Origin of the sequence: Clostridium sp. (genome assembly GCF_032552055.1) — a bacterium.
Lineage (GTDB): Bacteria > Bacillota > Clostridia > Clostridiales > Clostridiaceae > Clostridium.
Genome location: NZ_JAWGSV010000025.1, coordinates 1 through 21,176 on the forward strand (window position 1 = coordinate 1; position 21,176 = coordinate 21,176).

Here is a 21,176-nt window from a genome sequence, read left to right on the forward strand (position 1 = left end):
GCTTATAGATTTAAGGAAAGAAGAAGAGTTTAGAAAAGAATATTATTCTGAAAGAGGACTTTTAGATTTTATTGAATATTTAAATGAAAGTAAAACTGTATTACATCAAGCACCAATATATTTTGAAGGTGAAAAGACAGTAAATAATATTCAAATGTTTGGTGAAGTATGTATTCAATTTACTGATTCTTCTACAGAAAATATAGCAAGCTATGTAAATAATATTCCTACTACAGAAGCTGGAACTCATGAAACAGGATTTAAAACAGGAATGACAAGGGCTTTTAAAGAAGGAGCAAAGAAACTTGGATTATTAAAAGAAAAAGATAAAGAATTTGAAGGTGATGATCTAAGAGAAGGTATGACTGCAATAGTAAGAATAAAAATTACTAATCCTATCTTTGAAGGACAAACAAAAACTAAGCTTGGATCAGCTGAAGCTTATACAATGATGAATGATTTAGCTTATACAAAGTTTAGTGAGTGGATAGAAGATAGCAAAGAAGTAGCTACTATGATAATAAATAATGCACTTCAAGCAGCTCAAAGAAGAGAAAAGATAAAGAAAATTAATGAAGCTGAAAAGAAAAAAATAGGTAAGGGAACAGCGCCTCTTGCAGGAAAGGTAGCAGTATGTACTTTAAAAGATAATACTGTAAATGAATTTATAGTAGTTGAGGGTGACTCAGCTGGTGGTTCAGCTAAGCAAGCAAGAGATAGAAGATTCCAAACTATTATGCCTTCTAAAGGTAAGATAATGAATACAGAAAAGCAAAAATTAGAAAATGTATTAGCTTCAGAAGAGCTTAAGATATTTAATACTGCTTTAGGTACAGGTACCTTAGATAATTATAAAGAAGAAGATTTAAAGTACGATAAGATTATAATTATGAGTGATGCTGACGTAGATGGTTACCATATTAGAACATTATGGATGACTTATATATATAGATATATGAGACCTTTAATTTCAAATGGACATCTTTACTTAGCTCAACCACCATTATATAAGGTTTATAAAAATGTTAAGGGTAAAGAGGTTCATAAGTATGCTTATAGTGATGAAGAACTAGAAGGTGTAAAGAAGGAAATTGGTAAAGGTGCACTTATTCAAAGATATAAAGGACTTGGAGAAATGAATCCAGATCAATTATGGGAAACTACATTAAACCCAGAAACAAGAACTTTACTTCAAGTAACTATAGAAGATGCTGCTAAGGCAGAAAAAATGGTTTCTTTACTTATGGGAGATATAGTTGAACCAAGAAAAGCTTATATGTATAAGTATGGAGAATTTTAATAAAGGAATTGGAGAAGAGATATGGCTAAGAAAATAAATGAAATACCAAAGGATAATAATATTATAACTGTTCCTTTAGAAGAGGCTATGCCTGACAATTACTTACCTTATGCTATAGAAGTTGCAAAGGATAGAGCACTTCCTGATGTAAGAGATGGATTAAAGCCTGTTCATAGAAGGATATTATATGGAGCCTATCAATTAAAGGCCTTTCCTGATAGACCTTATTATAAATCTGCAAGAATAGTTGGGGATATCTTAGGTAAATACCATCCTCATGGAGATACTTCAGTTTATGATGCTATGGTAATAATGGCTCAAAATTTTTCAACAAGAGAAACTTTAATAGATGGTCATGGTAACTGGGGTTCAATGGATGGTGATGGAGCAGCTGCCATGAGATATACAGAAGCAAGACTTGCTCCTATAGCTATGGAAATGTTAAGAGATATTGATAAAGATACAGTAGATATGATTCCTAACTATTCTGATAGTGAAATGGAGCCAAGGGTATTACCAAGTAGATACCCAAACCTTTTGGTAAATGGAACTTTTGGTATAGCAGTAGGACTTGCAACTAATATACCTCCACACAATTTAGGAGAAGTAACTGAAGGTGTATTAGCTTATATAGATAATAATGAAATTACTACTAAGGAATTGATGAATTATATAAAGGGACCAGATTTACCTACAGGAGGAATTCTAATAGGTGAAAATTCAATCTTACAAGCCTATGAGACAGGTGAAGGTAAGGTTACTTTAAGAGCTAAAACTTCCATTGAAAAAATTGAAAATGGAAGACTAGGAATAGTAATTACAGAATTCCCTTATAGAAGAAATAAGGCAAAGTTACTTCAAACTATATCTGAAATGACAGGAGATAAAAAGCACGCCAAGGCTTTAGAGGCTATTACAGATATAAGAGATGAATCGGACAGAACAGGTGTTAGGGCGGTTATTGAACTTAGAAAATCTGCTGATTATGATGTAGCAGATAAGGTTCTTAAATATTTATTTAAAAGAACTGACCTTCAATGTAACTTAAGTTTTAATATGGTTGCATTAGCAGAAGGTAAGCCGCTAACTATGGGAATTAAAACTATAATTGGTCATTATGTTAATCATCAAAAGGAAATAGTTACTAGAAGAACTAGAAAAGAACTTGAAACTGCTGAAAAGAGATTCCATATAGTAGAAGGTTTTATCAAAGCAATAGATATTTTAGATCAAATAATTAAAACTATAAGAGAATCTAAATCTAAAAAAGATGCATCAGTAAATCTTATTGAGAAATATGGTTTTACTGAATTACAAGCAGAAGCAATTCTTGAGTTAATGTTATATAGATTAACTGGCCTTGAAATTAAAGTTTTCCAAAAAGAATATGCTGAACTTGAAAAAACTATAAAGAGACTTAAGAAGATTTTATCTGAAGAAAAAGAACTTTTAAAAGTAGTAAAAAATGAACTTAAAGAAGTTTCAGATAAATATAGTTCTGAGAGAAAAACAGAAATAATTAAAGATGATAGTGAAGCTAAGATAGATGTAGAAGAACTTATAATAGTAGAAGATGTTATGATGACTTTATCTAAGGATGGCTTTATTAAGAGAATACCTTTAAAGACCTTTAATAGATTAAGTGCAAAACCTGAGGATATAGAATATAGAGAAGGTGATGAACTTAAATTATTATTTAAATCCAATACTACTGAAAGTATTATTATATTTACTAATAGAGGTAATATGTATCAAACTAAGGGAATAAACATTGTTGAAGCTAAGTGGAAGGATAAAGGGGAAAGATTAGACAAGGTTATTAAAACTTTAAACTTAGAAGATGAAACAATAGTTTATGCAACATCAGTAGATAATTTTATGCCAAGTAAATATATTCAGTTTGTTACTTCTAAGGGAGGAATTAAAAAGAGTTCCTTAGACAAGTTCCAAACTAATTATTCTAAACTTCAAGCTATTAAGCTTAAGGATAACGATGAAGTAATAGATGTAACTATATTAGAAGGTGAAGAAAAAACAGAATTTGCTGCTTTTGAGACTAGTGAAGGGTTAAGCTTTAACATAAGTCTTCCTGAATTAGAAGATTTACCAAGAAATATTTTACCTATATCACTATTTAACTTAATTCCAAAAGATAAGGTTACAAAGGTAGAATACGTTGATAAAATAGAATATATTGACTTTTCAATTGGAGTAACAGCAAAAGGAAACTTTAAAGGTTTTAATAGTGTTAGAAAAAATGATAGCTTAAAAGTTACAACAAATTCTTTAAGTGATATATTATTATTCACAAATATGGGAAAAGTATTTAAGGTACCTGCTTTCTTATTATCTAATATTAATAAAGAAGAAATACCTTTAAATAAGGTTATTGATAATCTTGAAAAAGGTGAAAAGGTAATTAAGCTAATAAGTTGCAGTGATTATAATAACAAGTTTGTATTTTTCTTTAGTAAAAAAGGAATGGTTAAGAAAACTAGTTTAAAGGAATTTGAAGGAAGCTATATTGCTCAAAGTTCTTATAAGTTTAAGTATGATAATGATGAGTTGATTTCTGTAGAATTATATAGTGAAGATGATGTTGAAATGATTATAATTACTAAAAAGGGTATGGCTATTAAGTTCTTATCTAATAATATTAATCCTATGGGTAAAATTGCTGCAGGAGTAACAGGTATTAGTTTAAGAGAAGATGATGAAGCTATACTTGGAAAACTAATCTTCATATCATCAAATGAAAGTGCAAAAAATTCAGAAATAGCTCTAACTTCATTAGATAAATTAACTTTAGTAACTAAAAACAAGGAGAAGAAAGAAATATTTATTGAAGACATTAAGCTTCAAAATAGAGCAGGAAAAGGTGCTAGTGTAATGACTATACTCCTTGAGGATGAGATTAAAGAAATAAATTAGGTGCCAGAGCACAAGGAAGAATGAAAAATTAAAAAAATTAAGCAATGAAAAAATTAAGAGGGATAAGTGAAGAGAGAAGAGTTATTCTAAAACTCCTTCATGAGTTTTAGAATAACTTAACTTTTAGTAATTCCGAAGTGAGTATATAGATAATTGTTAATTGATAATTGTTAATTGAAAAAAAGGAGGGTTTTGTAATGAGAGTTGCTATTTTGCTTGCTAATGGTTTTGAAACATTAGAGGGTTTAACAGTAGTAGATATTTTAAGAAGAGCTGAAGTTGAATGTACTACCTTTGCTCTTGAAGGATTAGAAGTGAAAACTTCTCATAATATTGTTGTGAAAGCTGATAAAAATATTATGGATGAAGAAATAAGGGATTATGATTTTATAGTACTACCAGGTGGAATGCCAGGAGCTAAGAATTTAAGAGATAATGATAGGGTTATTGAACTAATAAAAGAGTTTAATACTAAAAATAAATATATATGTGCAATATGTGCAGGACCAATATCCTTAGCAAAGGCTGGAGTTGTAGAAGGTAGAAATTTAACATGTTACCCAGGATTTGAAGATGAAATGGGAAATATTAATTATAAAAAAGATTTAGTTGTAGTAGATGGAAATATAATAACAGGAAGAGGTCCGGCAGCAGCAATACCTTTTGCCTTTGAAATTTTATCTAAAATAGATGCTGAAAAGGTGGAAAAGATAAAATCAGCAATGCTTTTAGACTAATATAATAGGTGTAATAATGAAAGAAAATTGGATACTAACAAATAAGAAAGAGAGCTTTTTAAAGCTCTCTAATTCCATAGAGGAAAATCCTTTAGTTTTAAGATTATTAGCTAATAGAGGAATTGATGATATAAATTTAGCTAAGAGATTTTTATATGGAAAAGTAAAAGATATGTATGATGGGTACTTAATGAAGGATATGAAAAAAGGAGTATCTATTATAAAAAATGCTATAGAAAATAATAAAAAAATCATAATTTATGGTGATTATGATTGTGATGGAGTTAATAGTACTACAATTTTATATAAAGCTTTAAAAAAAGTTAATGCAAACTATAGCTACTATATCCCAAATAGAGAGGAAGAAGGCTATGGAATGCATAGTGGGAGAATAAAAAAGCTTAAGGAAGAAGGTTATGAAGTTATTTTAACTTGTGATAATGGAATTTCTGCTTTTGAACAAGTTGAAATAGCAAAAGAGCTAAATATGGAAGTTGTAATAACTGACCATCATGATATTCCAATAAGAGAAAATGAGGATGGAGTATTAGTTAAAAGTATTCCTATAGCAGATGCTGTTATCAATCCGAAGAGAAGCGATTGCAATTATCCATTTAAGATGCTTTGTGGAGCTGGAATTGCATTAAAATTTTCAAAATGTCTTTTTGATGAGTTTAATATTGAAGAAGATGCAATAATGGACTTATTTCAATTTGCAGCTATTGCAACAGTTTGTGATGTAGTAGACTTAGTTGATGAAAATAGAATAATAGTAAAAAAAGGATTAGAGCTTCTAAATAATACGAAGAATTTAGGAATACTAGAACTTAAGAAATCTACAGGATTATTTGATAAGAAATTAGAAGAATATCATTTAGGATTTGTAATAGGACCTTGTATCAATGCTACAGGAAGATTAGAAACAGCTGACCTTTCAGTAGAACTACTTATTACAGAAGATGAAAATAGAGCAAAAGCTTTAGCTAACCAATTAAGTGAACTTAATTCTATAAGACAAGATCTTACTAAGGAAAGTACAGAGAGAGTGCTAAGAAGCTTAGATAATGAACTTAAAAAAGATGATAAGGTTATTGTAGTATATGATAAAGATATTCATGAAAGTATAGCAGGAATAGTAGCTGGTAGAATAAAAGAAAAGTATAATCTGCCTTGCATAGTATTAACTGGTGCTAAAGAAATGCCTAAAGGATCAGCAAGATCTATAGAAGGATATAATATTACAGAAGAGCTAAGTAAGTGCAAAGAGCTTATAGAGAAGTTTGGTGGTCATCCAATGGCAGCAGGATTATCTTTAAAAGAAGAAAATATAGATATTCTTAGAAGAAGATTAAATGAAAACTGTCATTTAACTGATGAGGATGTTGTTCCTATAGTAAAAATTGATTTGCCATTAAGTTTAAATTATTTAAATGAGGAATTAATAGAAGTAGTAGAAGATTTAAGGCCTTTTGGCAAAGGAAATCCAAGTCCACTTTTTGCAGTTAAGGATTTAAATATAGAAAGAATGTGGCTTTTAGGTAAAGAAAAGAACTTCTTAAAACTTAGGTTTAGTTTTTATAAAAATGAAAGAAAGCTTTATATAGATGGAGTAACTTTTGATAAGTTAGAAGATTTTAGAGAAAGTTTAATTGAAATTTATGGAGAAGATAAATATATAGAAGCAGTTGAAACTAGTTATTTAAATATTAAGGCAGATGTTATATATTATCCTAGTATAAATGAGTTTAGGGGAAGTAGAACAGTTCAAATGAACATTAAAAATATAAGATTAAAAACTATATAGCGTTAATAGAGAGTGTGTAAACTAAAGATTTAATATACAAGTTATAGGAGATAGAAACTATAAACTACATTGAAAAAATACAATTGAAATAATAAAGGAGCCTTCACACAAAAGTAATAATTAGAAATTTAAAATTAAAAATTTATAATGAATGAAGTAATTTGTAATAAATTACTTAGAAAATAGTTTTCAAAACTCATAAATGAGTTTTTCATTAATTTTTAATTCTTTATTTTTCATTATTGATTGTGTAAGAGCTCCTCTTTATTGGTTAAATTGTATAACAATTAAAAACTACTTTATAGTGTTTTCATATTGTTCTACCATTCTCTTAACCATTTCTCCACCAACACTTCCGCATTGTTTTGAAGAAAGGTCTCCATTATAGTCTGAGAAAGGTACTCCAATTTCACTAGCTACTTCATTTTTGAATTTAGCTAATCCATTTTTTGCTCCTGGAACTAACGTCTTTGCCATTATTGTCACCTCCTTTTATCTTTGTAAGAATAGCTTGTGTATTTTTTTAAGAAAATATTATATGTAAGTTAAGGAAAATGGACATAATAGTGGAAGGGAAGAATAAATTAAAATTAGAAAATAACATTTAAAAAGAAAAAGATAATATGTTATAGTGAAATAGTATATAAATTGTAATTAAAAATTGATGCTTTTATTAAGGAGTGGTTTTATGAATAAATACAAAATTATTATGACTGGAGGGGGAACGGCTGGTCATGTAACTCCAAATTTAGCTTTAGTTCCTAAATTAAAGGAAAATGGATTTGAAATAAAGTATATTGGTAGTAAGAATGGAATAGAAAAAGAAATAATAGGCGATGCAAAAATTCCATATTTTGAAATATCATCTGGGAAATTAAGAAGATATTTTGATATTAAAAATTTCACTGATCCTTTTAAGGTCATGAAGGGTGTAATAGAGGCTAATAAAATATTAAAAAAGGAAAAACCAAATGTTATTTTTTCAAAAGGTGGATTTGTTGCTGTTCCTGTAGTGATAGCAGCTTCTATGAGAAAAATACCGGTTGTGTCCCATGAGTCAGATTTAACACCTGGACTTGCTAATAAGCTATCTTCTCCTTTTTGCGATAAGCTGTGTGTAACTTTTAGAGAAAGCTTAAAATACGTAAAGGATAATAAAGGTGTTCTAACTGGAACTCCAATAAGAGAAGAAATATTGAGAGGTAATTCTCTTAAAGGAAAAGAACTATGTGGATTTAAAGATAATAAAGAAATACTATTAGTAATAGGTGGGAGTCTAGGAGCAAAGAGTATTAACGATGCAGTTAGAAAGAATTTAAAGGAACTTTTAAAAAGCTTTAACATAATTCATATTTGCGGTAAGGGCAATTTAGATGAAGGTTTATTAAATATTAATGGTTATAAGCAATTTGATTATGTAAAAGAAGAGCTTCCTAATCTTTTAAAGGCTTCTGATTTAATTATATCGAGAGCAGGAGCAAATGTGATTTTTGAACTTCTTGCTTTGAAGAAACCAACCTTACTTATCCCATTATCAAAGAAAATAAGTAGGGGAGACCAAATATTAAATGCTAATTCTTTCGAGAAAGAAGGATTCTCACTAGTTTTAGATGAAGATGAGATGATGGAAGATAATAAAAAATTAATAATTAAATTAGATGAATTAAGAGAGAAGAAAGCAGTACTAGTGCAAAATATGAATAATAGTGGGGTTAGTAATGGGGTAGAGGCTATTTTAGGAGTAATAATAAAAAGTATTGAGTTAAACAAATAAAATAGGACCTTATTTAAATGAGAGGATAATAATGTTCCAATATGGGACCTTAAAAACTTGCAAAAAAAAAATAGTGTTATATAATAAAATAGTAAGTGTAAGAATAGGTAATATATATCCGAAATGTTTGACTATTTTGGTCAAAGAATGAGGTGAGGTATTTATGAAAAAAGTTTCTATTATCTATTGGAGTAACGGAGGAAATGTAGAAGTCCTAGCAAATTCAATTTTAGAAGGTGCAAAAGCACAAGGAGCAGAGGTTAATATTAAATATGTTCGTGATGCTAAAGTTGAAGATGTTACAGAAGCTGATGCTGTTGCCTTTGGAAGTCCATCAATGGATAACAATAGGATTGAACAACTAGAAATGGAACCTTTTATAAACCAATTCAAATTGTTACCTAACAAACAAAAGAAGATAGTATTATTTGGATCATATGGATGGGATGATGGTAAATTCATGGTTGACTGGGTTCAACGTATGAAGGACTATGACTTTGATGTTATAGATTACATCGCAGTTAAAGAATCACCAAGTAAAGATGAAATATTAAAGTCTAAACAAATGGGTGGGATTTTAGCTAAATAAATTCTTTGAATACAGTAATGCTAAGGCAATGGTTTTAAGGTGCTTATTATAGGGGGTAAGTATTTTAAAATAATAAAAAATAAACTTTTAACAATTTATTTAATTGAAATACAGAAGAATTTCTGTATTAAGCCTATTATAAAATTTTTATATATAAGGAAGAGAGGTCAAACACGATGAGAAAAATGAAAACTATGGATGGAAATACGGCTGCTGCTCACATTTCATATGCGTTTACAGATGTAGCTGCAATATTCCCAATCACACCATCTTCACCAATGGCTGAACACGTTGATGAATGGTCAGCTCAAGGAAAAAAGAACATATTTGGTCAACCTGTTAAGGTTATGGAAATGCAATCAGAAGCTGGAGCAGCTGGTGCAGTTCACGGATCATTACAAGCTGGTGCATTAACAACAACATATACAGCTTCTCAAGGTTTATTATTAATGATACCAAACATGTATAAAATTGCAGGTGAATTATTACCTACAGTATTCCATGTATCAGCAAGAGCTCTTGCTACATCATCATTAAGTATATTTGGTGACCACCAAGACGTTATGGCTGCAAGACAAACTGGTTTTGCTATGCTTGCTGAAGGTTCAGTTCAAGAAGTTATGGATTTATCTGCAGTAGCTCACTTAACTTCAATTAAGACTAGAATACCATTTATGAACTTCTTTGATGGATTTAGAACATCACATGAAATTCAAAAGATAGAAGTTTTAGAATATGATGAGTTAGCTAAATTAGTAGATTATGAAGCACTTGATGAATTCAAGAAGAGAGCATTAAACCCTAATAACCCTGTTACTAGAGGTACAGCTCAAAACCCAGATATATACTTCCAAACTAGAGAATCAGTAAACAGATTCTATGAAGATGTTCCTGAAGTAGTTGAAAGCTACATGGCTGAAATTACTAAACTTACTGGAAGAGAATATCACTGCTTCGATTACTATGGAGCACCAGATGCTGATAGAATAATCGTTACAATGGGTTCATCAACAGACGTTGCTGAAGAAACTATTGATTACTTAACTTCAAAAGGTGAAAAAGTTGGTGTAGTTAAGGTTAGACTTTATAGACCATTCTCTAAGGAAAGATTATTAAAGGTTATACCAGCTACAGTTAAAGCTATAGCTGTTTTAGATAGAACTAAGGAACCAGGTTCAATCGGAGAACCATTATACTTAGATATTAAGAGTGCATTCTATGGTAGAGAAAATGCTCCTGTAATAGTTGGAGGAAGATATGGATTAGGTTCTAAGGATCCAAACCCAGCTGATATTGCAGCAGTATTTGCAAACTTAAGTAAGGAAGAACCAAAAGACGGATTTACTATTTCTATAGTTGATGACGTTACTAATACTTCATTAGAAACAGTTGCAGATATCGATGCTACTCCAGAAGGAACTAAGGCTTGTAAGTTCTGGGGACTTGGATCAGATGGTACTGTTGGTGCTAATAAGAGTGCTATCAAGATTATTGGAGACCATACAGACATGTATGCTCAAGGATACTTCGCATACGATTCAAAGAAATCTGGTGGTATAACAGTTTCTCACTTAAGATTTGGTAAGAAACCAATTAAGTCACCATATTTAGTTGATAAAGCAGATTTCATTGCTTGTCACAACCAAGCATATGTTTATAAATATGATGTATTAGAAGGATTAAAGAAGAATGGTAAGTTCTTATTAAACACTATCTGGACTCCAGAAGAAGTTAATGAAAAATTACCAGCTGAAATGAAGAAATATATAGCAGAAAACAATATTGAGTTCTACACTTTAAATGCTGTTAAGATAGCTCAAGAAATCGGTCTTGGCGGAAGAATCAACATGATAATGCAAGCTGCATTCTTTAAGATTGCTAACATTATCCCAGTTGAAGATGCTGTTAAGTACTTAAAAGATGCTGTTGTTAAGTCATACGGTAAAAAGGGTGAAAAAGTTGTTAACATGAACCATGCTGCTATAGATAAGGGTGTTGAATCTATTGTTAAGATAGACGTACCTGCAGATTGGAAGGATGCTAAGGCAGAAGCTAAGGAAGAGAGAAGCGATGTTCCAGCATTCATCAAGAATATAGTAGAACCAATCAATGCTCAAAAAGGATTTGACCTTCCAGTTTCAGCATTTAACGGTATGGAAGATGGTACATTTATGGCTGGTACAGCTGCTTACGAAAAGAGAGGTATTGCTATAAACGTTCCAGAATGGCAACAAGATAAGTGTATCCAATGTAACCAATGTGCTTACGTTTGTCCACACGCAGTAATAAGACCATTCTTATTAAATGAAAATGAAAAAGACAATGCACCAGATTCATTAAAGCTAGTACCTGCAAAGGCATTAAAAACAGAAGAACCAACATTCTACTCAATCAGTGTAACTCCATTAGATTGTACTGGATGTGGAAACTGTGCTCAAGTATGTCCAGCACCAGGTAAGGCTTTAGTTATGAAACCAATAGATACTCAAGAAGAACAAATTGAAGCTTGGGATTATGCAATTAAAGAAGTTGCACCTAAGAAGAACCCAATGAACAAGAATACACTTAAGGGTAGCCAATTTGAACAACCATTATTTGAGTTCTCAGGAGCTTGTGCTGGTTGTGGAGAAACTCCATATGCTAAGCTTGTAACTCAATTATTTGGAGATAGAATGATGATAGCTAACGCTACTGGATGTTCATCAATCTGGGGTGGTTCAGTTCCATCAACTCCATATACAGTTAACCATGAAGGACATGGTCCAGCTTGGGCTAACTCATTATTCGAAGATAACGCTGAATTCGGACTTGGTATGTTCTTAGGAGTTAAGGCTATCAGAGAAAGAATTGCTGACAACATGAAGAAGGGCTTAGAAGTTGAATCTTCAGAAGATGTTAAAGCAGTACTTCAAGACTGGTTAGATCATATGAACAGTGGAGAAGGTACTAGAGATAGAGCTAATAGAGTAATGGCAGTACTTGCAAATGTAGATGCTGATTATGCAAGAGAAATCTTAAAGGATAAAGAATTCCTAGTTAAGAGATCTCAATGGATCTTCGGAGGAGACGGATGGGCTTATGACATCGGATACGGTGGATTAGATCACGTTCTTGCTTCAGGAGAAGACGTAAATGTTCTTGTATTTGATACAGAAATTTACTCAAACACTGGTGGTCAATCATCTAAGTCAACTCCAACTGCTGCAATAGCTAAGTTTGCTGCATCAGGTAAGAGAACTAAGAAGAAAGACCTTGGAATGATGGCTATGACTTACGGTTACGTATATGTAGCTCAAATTTCTATGGGTGCTGATAAGAACCAAACTCTTAAAGCAATAGCTGAAGCTGAAGCTTACAATGGACCATCATTAATCATAGCTTATGCTCCATGTATAAGCCATGGTATTAAGACTGGTATGGCTAACAGCCAAGAAGAAGCTAAGCAAGCTGTTCTATGCGGATATTGGGGATTATACAGATACAATCCTACTTTAATTGGAACTAAGAACCCATTCTCATTAGATTCTAAGGAGCCAAAAGCAAGCTTCAGAGATTTCTTAATGGGTGAAGTAAGATATGCATCACTTGCTAAGGCATTCCCAGAGCAAGCAGAAGCATTATTTGAAAAGACAGAAAAAGATGCTATGGATAGATTAGCAGGATATAAGAGATTAGCTGAACAAGAATAATAAAAAAGGGCTGCCTTAAAGGCAGCCTTTATTAAATTAACAATGAAGAATTAAGAATGAGAAATTGAGGATGTAATTTCTGCGAAATTACTGAGAAAACCTAAAAAGTTTTCACCTATATATATGAATAATTGATTTTTTTAATTGTTTTTATCGTTAAGAATATTATTAATTATAAAAAATAAATGTTTTGCTTTTAATTTATCTAAAATAAGGTTAAAATTAAGGGGAGACATAATCTCATAAAGGAGGATTATATTTATGGATAATGAAAAGAAATGCGGATGCAATGAAGAGGAAAAAGCTTGTGGATGTGGTCACGAGCATCACGATCACGAACATCATGATGGATGTGGATGTGGTGAAGACCATCACGAACATTATGTAGTAGACTTAGAAGATGACAATGGAAATGTAATCTCTTGTCCAATAATAGATGCTTTTGAGTTTGAAGATAATGAATATATCTTAGCTCAAGATCCAAATGAAGATTCAGTTTACTTATTTAAAACTTTAGAAGATGGTGAATTAGTAATTCCTGAAGAAGAGGAATTTGATAGAGTATCAAAATTCTATAGTGAAGAATTAGAAGACTAGTATAAAAAAGTGCCAAATTCGGCACTTTTTTTATTTGTAAATTTATATTAATAATGATATATTCATAATATAAACTTAAGAAATAAGGTGTTAATATGAAATATGCAGATTTACATATTCATTCTAATTATTCAGATGGCAGTATGACACCAGAAGATATTATTGAGACGGCTCTTGAGATAGGAGTGAAGAACATTTCTATAACAGATCATGATTCAATTTCATCACAATATATAGTGGATAAAGAATATTGTGGTATAAATATAATACCTGGTATAGAGTTAAGTACTGAGTATGATGATATTGAGCTTCATATACTAGGATATTTTTTTGATGTAGATAATTCAGAGCTAAGGCAAACGGTAGAAAGATTAAATAAAGCTAGGTTAGATAGAGTTGAGAGGATATTATTTAATTTACGGAAAGATAATATTAATTTAAGCCTTGATGATTTAAAAGATGATTTTAAATCTACAGTAGGCAGAAGTCATGTTGCAAAGGCTATGGTTAGAAAAGGATATTTTAAAAATTACAAAAGTGCATTTACAAGTTATTTAGTAAAAGGAAAGCCAGCCTATGTAAAAGGTGAAAAATTAACTTATAAGGAAGCAATCCAAGTAATAAATAATGCAGGTGGTATCTCTATACTTGCACATCCGGGGCAAATATATAAAACTTTAGCAGTAGAAAAAATAGTGAAAGATTTAAAGTTTTATGGATTAAAAGGTGTGGAAGTATATCATCCAAGTCACTCTACTCAGCAAACAAACAGTTTTCATAATCTATGTAAAAAACATAGACTTATTATTACTGGAGGTAGTGACTTTCATGATAAAGAAGCATCTAAAGATAATTTAATAGGTAGTTATGGAATAAATGAAGATTTATTTAATAAATTAATTAATTCAATAAAATAAATGGGGGAATAATAATGGATTTATCTAGTAAGGCAAAGCAAATCAATCCATCAATTACTTTAGAAATTACAGCAAAAGCAAAAGCATTGAAAGAAGATGGAATAAATGTAGTAAGTTTTGGAGCAGGAGAACCTGATTTTAATACTCCGGATAATATTATTAAAGCTGCTATAAAGGCTATGAATGAAGGTAAGACTAAATATACTCCAGCTAGTGGGATTTTAGATCTTAGAAAAGCTATATGTAAAAAGTTTAAAAATGATAATAAATTAGAATACAAGCCTAGTCAAATAGTTGTTTCTACTGGTGCTAAACAAAGCCTAGCAAATGCTTTTATGGCTATATTAAATAAAGGTGACGAAGTAATAATACCAGTACCTTATTGGGTAAGTTATCCTGAACTAGTTAAGCTTGCAGATGGTGTTCCAGTTCTTGTGAATACAAAAAAAGAAAATGATTATAAATATTCAATAGATGAATTAAGAAAATTAGTTAGTAGTAAAACAAAAGCTATTTTAATTAATAGTCCTAATAATCCAACAGGAAGTATTTATTCTAAAGAAGATTTGTTAGAAATTGCAAACTTTGCAAAGGAAAATGATTTAATAATAATTTCAGATGAAATATATGAAAAATTAATTTATGATAATGAAAAGCATATTAGTATAGCATCACTATCTAAAGATGCTTATGAAAGAACAATAGTAATTAATGGATTATCTAAATCTTATGCAATGACTGGTTGGAGAATTGGTTATTCTGCATGTAGTGAAGAAATTGCTAAGTTAATGGGAAGCATTCAGAGCCATGTGACTTCAAATATAAATTCAATATCACAATATGCAGCAATAGAAGCATTGGAAGGCCCACAAGATAGTATTAAAGCTATGATAGTTGAATTTGAAAAAAGAAGAAACTATATGATTGATAGAATAGAAAAAATTAATGGATTATCATTTATAAAAGCTAAAGGGGCTTTTTATATTATGGTTGATGTATCCAAATTTTATGGTAAATCTATAAATGGCAATATTATAAAAACTTCACTGGATTTTTCTAAGAGTATCTTAAAAGAAGAAAACTTAGCAGTAATTCCAGGTATAGCCTTTGGATTAGATAACTATATTAGATTATCATATGCTACTTCTATGGATATAATAGAAGAGGGATTAGATAGATTAGAAGCTTATTTAAAAAACTTAGTGTAAATATAGAAAAGGCAGAGATTCAGTTTTTGTAATTGGATTTTTGTCTTTTTTTATATATATTCTGGACTGATTATAGTAATTTGTTTTAAAATAGCAGATTATAGTATATAATAAATTGTGAAAAAGAGTGGAGGAAGAAAAGTGGAAAAGTTAGCAATATTTGATGTGGATTTTACTTTAACAAAAAAGGAAACTTTAATGGAATTATATAAATTTGTAGTATTTAAGAATTTTAAAAATATAAGATTTCTTCCAAGAGCTTTATTTAGTGGATTAATGTATTCGATTAAGGTCTACGATGAAAAAAGAGTAAAGGAATCTTTTTTAAAATTTATAGATAAAATTCATGAAGAAGATTTAGATAATCTAGCTAAAGAATACTATAGCAAGGTTCTTAAAAAAATATTATATAAAGATGCTATAGATATGATTAAAAAGCTTAAAAATGAAGGATGTAAAATTTATTTAATTTCAGCATCACCTGAATTTTATTTAAAAGAGTTATACGATATTCAGGAAGTAGATGTGATAATTGGAACTAAATTTAGAGTGGAAAATGGATTTTTTGCAAGAAAGATGGATGGATTAAATTGTAAAGGCGAAGAAAAGGTAAGAAGGCTTACGGAGTATTTAGAGCTAAATAATATAGAAGTAGATTATAAAAATTCCTATATGTTTTCTGATTCCTTATCAGACAAACCCCTTTTAGATTTAGTTGGCAATCCATATCTTATTAATTATAAAAAGAAAAATGATTTTAAAGTATTGAATTGGAAGTAATAGGAGGAAATAAGGTGGAGGCAATTAATAAATATTATTTGGAAGATGGTCATATAGAACCTGTGGAAAATTACACAAAGGACACTGATGAAAAAGAGAGAATTATTTATGAAGTAATAAGAGTTATAGATGGTGTGCCTTTATTTTTTGAGGATCATATAAAAAGAATGGAAGATAGTTTTAAATTAATGAATAAAACATTTTCTTATAAATTTGAAAAGATAAAAGAATATTTATGTAACTTAATAAAAGTAAATAAAATTGTTAATGGCAATATTAAATTAACTTTTGATATAAAAACAGATACAATGAAGGTTTTTAATATTAAGCATAGTTATCCAAGTGAGGAACTATATAAAACAGGAATCAAAACGATTTTTTATCATGGAGAAAGAACTAATCCAAATGCTAAAGTAGTTGATTCTAACTTTAGATCTAAGGTAATAGAGGAAATAAAGAAATCAAATGCATTTGAAGCAATATTAGTTGACAATAATGGTTATATTACTGAAGGAAGTAAATCAAATATATTTTTAATAAAAGATAATACTTTATTTACACCACCACTTGAAGCAGTTTTACCTGGGATTACAAGAGGGAAGATTATATCAGTAGCAAAAGCTATTGGTATTGATGTTGATGAAACTAATATAAAATACGAGGAACTTAAAGACTTTGATGCTGCCTATATATCAGGAACATCTCCTAAGATTTTACCTATATCTTATGTAAATGATATTAAGTTAAATGTAGAAAATGAGCTTATGAGAAGACTGATAAGAGAATTCAATAGAGAAATAGATTTATATGTAAAAAAGAATAAGAAATAGTTAGCAAGTTTTATAATAAATTGAATATTATTCAAAAAGAGATTTAAATATGATATTATATAGTAAAGGTATAATATCATAATTTAGGAGTGGATTAGAATGGGTGAGGGGAAGAGAGGCACTGAGAGCAAAGATGGCAGTATCTGTGTTAAAAATGGTGAAATAATTGTAAAAAATCCTATTAACAAAGGAGAATATGCAATTATATGCCCACCTTCAAAGGGAAGTTTATTTATAAATGGAAAAAAAGTTAATAGCCCTTCTAGTGTAAAGCAAGAAGATGAAATAGAGTTCAAAGAGGAAAATATTTTAGCAAAAAGAGAAATATCATTTACTTATAATAAAGATAAAACTGAAGGATATATTTCAATAAATTATTTAAAAGCCATAAATTATCCTCTTAAAGACTTAGAAGAATCTAAGTACTTAACTTTAGATGTAGATGAAAAGGAGGGAGAATATCCTCCTATAGTTACCAAAAGAGAAATTGAAGAAGAGCTTTCGAAGGTTGGAATAACCTTTGGAGTAGATAATGAAGCTTTAGAATTAATAACAAAGAATAGGAATACTGAAGAAGTTTTAATTGCTAAAGGCATAAAAGCAAAACCGCCAATAGAAGATAAAATTAGATTGTTTTTTGAAAATGAAAAAAAATCTTATGATAGTGAAAGCCAAGATCAAATTGACTATAGAAATTTTAATACTATAACTAGTGTTAAAGCTAATGAATTATTAGCCGAAATTATAAAAGGAGAAAATGGTGTAGATGGGAAAAATATTTTTTCTAAGACTATTTTGGGAAAGGCTAAGAAAAAAATAGCTTATTTTACAGGGTATGGGGCAAGGCTTAAAGATAACTTAGTTTATTCAACTATAGATGGAAAACCTAAGTTTGATAGAAACACATTCTTAGTTGAGCCTATTTACATATTGAATAAAGATGTTACCATAGCAACAGGAAATATTAAATTTCCAAGTAATGTAGAGATTAATGGAAAAGTTAATGAAGGAATGAAGGTGATTTCTGGCGGTAGTGTTCTTGTTAGAGGAGGAGCCTTTAGTGCGGAGATTGAGGCGAAATCAAGTAGCAATGTTTTAGGAAATATTGTTGATTCTACAATTAAGGTTGGTGGAACTAACTTAGTTAAGGCTAATAGAATAAAATATTTGAAAATTCTTGAAGATCATCTTAAGGTTTTAATTAGCAATACTAAATATATTAAAGTAAATCATTTAGTTAAAAAAGGTGTTACTGATGGAATAATAATTAAATCTTTAATTGAAACTAAACTAAAGGATATAAATAAAAATTTAGTTAAGATAATATCAGTTTCAATGCAAGATAATTGCTGTAATTCAGAAGTTGTTACCTTAATAAAAGGAAAGTTACTAGGACTTGGACCAAGTAGAATAAAAGATGTTAGTGAATTAGATGAGATAGCTGATAAAGTTAAAGAGGAATTAGAAGAGCTTGAAAGAGATGCTATAGTTTTCTCTGACTTAACTATAGAATATGCTCAGGAATCAACTGTTAATGTCTTAGGGAATATACATATTATTGGTAAGGGATTATTTACTAGTACCTTAGATGCTTCTGATAGTATAGTATTTGATTATGAAAATTCAGTATGTAGGGGTGGGTATTTAAAGGCTAGTAAGTTAATAAAAGCTTCTACTATTGGTAGTGAATCTGGTGTTATTACAAGTTTAGAGGTAGATAAGTTAGGGGAAATATATGCAAATATTGCATATCACAATACTACCTTTATAATAGGTAATAAAAAGTATATTTTAGACAAGCCTTCTAAGAATATACATATTTATATTGATAAAGATGGTAGCTTAGCAGTGGATAAATTACTACTATAGGAGGGTGTAAAAAATGAATGAAATTAAAATATTAGTTTTTAAGCTAGGAAATGAATTTTATGCTACTGATATTATGGAAGTGGAAAGAATCCTTGGGTTTGAAGAACCAACAAAACTTCCAGATTCTCCTACTTTCTTAGATGGTGTTATAGATTATGAAAATAGTGTTTTACCTATTATAAATCTTATTGAAAAATTTGGGTTAGAACATGTAAATAGTTCTGAAAAGAAAATAATAGTTGTTAAAAGAGAAAGCGGAAAGTTTGGAATATTAGTAGATAGTGTAAGTGAAGTTATGAGTATTTATGAAGAAGATATAAAAAATCCTAATAGCCTTTCAACGTTAATATCTAAAAAATATATAGAGGGATTAGTTAAGAATAATGACAATATAATTATTATGATTAGCTTAGATAAAATATTAACTGTCCAAGAAGAAGAGATTGTTTTTCAGGGGTGAAAGGTTTGAATGAAAAAAAAGAGGTTAGGGTTGGAATAGCAGATGGAGCAGTAGTATCATCTCCAGATAAATTAATTACTTTAGGACTTGGTTCATGTGTTGGAATTGCCATATATGATAATCAAAAGAAGGTAGCTGGATTAGTCCATATAATGCTACCTGATAGTACTCAATTTAAAAACATAGTTAATCCTTTTAAATATGCTGATTTGGGAGTTGAGGCAATAGTTAAGAAAATGATTTCTATAGGATGCAAGAAAGAAAATATGACAGCTAAAATAGCTGGAGGAGCATCTATGTTTAACTTTCCAGATAAAAAAATTATAAGTGATGTAGGCAAAAGAAATAGTAAAGCTGTTATTGATGCAATAAGGGAACTATCAATTCCTTTAGTTGGTGAAGATGTAGGTGGAAATAAGGGCAGAACTATGGTTTTTGAAAGTGAAGATGGCTCTGTATTAATAAAAAGTATAGGAAACAATATTAAAGAACTCTAGGGGGAGGTAATATTATTGTTTGATAATGTAAGAAACAAAGATATAGTATTAATTGGAGCATCAACTGGAGGTCCTAATGCCATTGAAACTGTAGTAACTAATTTACCTATGGATTTAAATGTTGCTGTTTTAGTTGTACAACATATGCCAAGTGGATTTACCAAGAGCTTTGCTGAAAGATTACATAGGAAATGTCAACTAGTAGTAGTTGAAGCTACGAATGGTATGAAGATAGAAAAAAATACTGTTTACATAGCTCCTGGAGGAAGCCATATGGAAGTTACCTCTAATGGGGCCATAATATTAACAAATGAACCTTTATTATGGGGGGTAAGGCCAGCTGTAGATAAATTGTTTAAGACCGCAGCTACCGTTTATGGAAGTAGAATAATATCTGTTATTCTTACAGGTATGGGGAAAGATGGAGCGGAAGGAACTGCTATGGTTAAGAGAAACAATGGTGTTACAATTGCTCAAGATAAAGAAAGTTCTATAATATATGGAATGCCTAAAGTAGCTTATGAAACAGGATGTGTCGATTACGTACTTCCCTTAAAGGATATAGCATCAAAAATAACCAGTATAGTTAATGGCAATTAGGAGGGTATATGGATTTTTCAGAATTTCATAATTGGGTATATAAGGAATATAGGATTAATTTAAATGCCTATAAGCCAGAGCAGTTAAATAGAAGGATCGGCAGTTTAATGTCTAGGGCAGGTATTCCATCTTTGGAAGATTATAAAAATTTATTAATAGCTAACAAAGAAGAAAGAGATAAATTTATAGACTTCATAACTATAAATGTTACAGAGTTTTTTAGAAATACAGAATTATTTATGGATCTTGAAAAAATATTAAAAGAATATTGCATATTAAATTCGCGTATTAAAATTTGGAGTGCAGCATGTTCTATAGGCTGTGAGCCATATAGTTTAGCAATGATACTTAATGAAATAAATCCTAGAATTAATGCGAAAATTTTAGCTACTGATATAGATAATAATATATTAAGAAGAGCTAAAGAAGGTGAATATTTACCTTCAGAAATGAAAAATGTTAGTGAGGATTTTAAGAAAAAGTATTTTAAAGATATAAATGGCAAATTTTTAATAGATACTAAATTAAAATCAATGATTAATTTTAAAAAGCATGATTTAATTTTAGATACATATGAAAAAGAGTTTGATTTAA

At 29.9% G+C, this 21,176-nt stretch carries 18 protein-coding genes; 17 read left to right on the top strand and 1 reads right to left on the bottom strand.

Annotation, left to right across the window (positions count from 1 at the left end; all coding sequences use genetic code 11):
* The 4 genes from E6248_RS03465 to recJ form a co-directional block, all read left to right on the top strand.
* Positions 1–1,300, top strand: a 1,300-nt coding sequence (locus E6248_RS03465; protein ID WP_316339429.1) for a toprim domain-containing protein, incomplete at its 5' end; no start/stop codon positions are given.
* Positions 1,301–1,321: 21 nt separating this feature from the next.
* A complete protein-coding gene (locus E6248_RS03470) occupies positions 1,322–4,231 on the top strand; it encodes a DNA topoisomerase IV subunit A (RefSeq protein ID WP_316339430.1) in 2,910 nt (969 codons plus the stop codon).
* Between the two features lie 197 nt (positions 4,232–4,428).
* A complete protein-coding gene (locus E6248_RS03475) occupies positions 4,429–4,968 on the top strand; it encodes a DJ-1 family glyoxalase III (RefSeq protein WP_316339431.1) in 540 nt (179 codons plus the stop codon).
* 16 nt (positions 4,969–4,984) lie between these two features.
* Positions 4,985–6,772 carry a single-stranded-DNA-specific exonuclease RecJ gene (gene recJ, locus E6248_RS03480; RefSeq protein ID WP_316339432.1) on the top strand — a complete coding sequence of 596 codons (1,788 nt, stop codon included), beginning with the start codon at positions 4,985–4,987 and terminating at the stop codon, positions 6,770–6,772.
* Between the two features lie 294 nt (positions 6,773–7,066).
* Here recJ and E6248_RS03485 read toward each other — a convergent pair whose 3' ends face one another.
* Entirely contained in the window at positions 7,067–7,249 is a 183-nt protein-coding gene (locus tag E6248_RS03485; protein ID WP_316339433.1) for an alpha/beta-type small acid-soluble spore protein, read from the bottom strand.
* A 211-nt stretch (positions 7,250–7,460) separates the two neighbouring features.
* On the opposite strand from E6248_RS03485, the gene E6248_RS03490 reads away from it, so the two are divergent.
* The 13 genes from E6248_RS03490 to E6248_RS03550 form a co-directional block, all read left to right on the top strand.
* Positions 7,461–8,546, top strand: coding sequence for an undecaprenyldiphospho-muramoylpentapeptide beta-N-acetylglucosaminyltransferase (locus E6248_RS03490; RefSeq protein WP_316339434.1), 1,086 nt, complete (start codon positions 7,461–7,463; stop codon positions 8,544–8,546).
* A 163-nt stretch (positions 8,547–8,709) separates the two neighbouring features.
* Positions 8,710–9,135, top strand: coding sequence for a flavodoxin (locus E6248_RS03495; RefSeq protein WP_316339435.1), 426 nt, complete (start codon positions 8,710–8,712; stop codon positions 9,133–9,135).
* 176 nt (positions 9,136–9,311) lie between these two features.
* Positions 9,312–12,824 carry a pyruvate:ferredoxin (flavodoxin) oxidoreductase gene (gene nifJ / locus E6248_RS03500; protein ID WP_316339436.1) on the top strand — a complete coding sequence of 1,171 codons (3,513 nt, stop codon included), beginning with the start codon at positions 9,312–9,314 and terminating at the stop codon, positions 12,822–12,824.
* A 261-nt stretch (positions 12,825–13,085) separates the two neighbouring features.
* On the top strand, positions 13,086–13,421 hold the full coding sequence (locus tag E6248_RS03505) for a DUF1292 domain-containing protein (RefSeq protein WP_136004406.1): 336 nt from the start codon (positions 13,086–13,088) through the stop codon (positions 13,419–13,421).
* Between the two features lie 95 nt (positions 13,422–13,516).
* Entirely contained in the window at positions 13,517–14,338 is an 822-nt protein-coding gene (locus tag E6248_RS03510) for a PHP domain-containing protein (protein ID WP_316339437.1), read from the top strand.
* Positions 14,339–14,352: 14 nt separating this feature from the next.
* On the top strand, positions 14,353–15,546 hold the full coding sequence (locus tag E6248_RS03515) for a pyridoxal phosphate-dependent aminotransferase (RefSeq protein WP_316339438.1): 1,194 nt from the start codon (positions 14,353–14,355) through the stop codon (positions 15,544–15,546).
* 141 nt (positions 15,547–15,687) lie between these two features.
* Positions 15,688–16,326 carry an HAD-IB family hydrolase gene (locus tag E6248_RS03520; RefSeq protein ID WP_316339439.1) on the top strand — a complete coding sequence of 213 codons (639 nt, stop codon included), beginning with the start codon at positions 15,688–15,690 and terminating at the stop codon, positions 16,324–16,326.
* Between the two features lie 14 nt (positions 16,327–16,340).
* Entirely contained in the window at positions 16,341–17,156 is an 816-nt protein-coding gene (locus E6248_RS03525; RefSeq protein ID WP_316339440.1) for an aminotransferase class IV, read from the top strand.
* Positions 17,157–17,255: 99 nt separating this feature from the next.
* Positions 17,256–19,025, top strand: coding sequence for a flagellar assembly protein A (locus E6248_RS03530; protein WP_316339441.1), 1,770 nt, complete (start codon positions 17,256–17,258; stop codon positions 19,023–19,025).
* Between the two features lie 13 nt (positions 19,026–19,038).
* Positions 19,039–19,485: a chemotaxis protein CheW gene (locus tag E6248_RS03535; RefSeq protein WP_316339442.1), complete on the top strand. Its 447-nt coding sequence runs from the start codon at positions 19,039–19,041 to the stop codon at positions 19,483–19,485.
* Positions 19,486–19,490: 5 nt separating this feature from the next.
* Positions 19,491–19,982 (top strand): chemotaxis protein CheD, encoded by a 492-nt coding sequence (locus E6248_RS03540; protein WP_396335122.1) that lies wholly within the window; start codon positions 19,491–19,493, stop codon positions 19,980–19,982.
* Between the two features lie 15 nt (positions 19,983–19,997).
* Entirely contained in the window at positions 19,998–20,582 is a 585-nt protein-coding gene (locus tag E6248_RS03545) for a CheB methylesterase domain-containing protein (RefSeq protein WP_316339444.1), read from the top strand.
* A gap of 8 nt (positions 20,583–20,590) precedes the next feature.
* A partial coding sequence (locus E6248_RS03550; RefSeq protein WP_316339445.1) for a CheR family methyltransferase occupies positions 20,591–21,176 on the top strand: 586 nt, incomplete at its 3' end.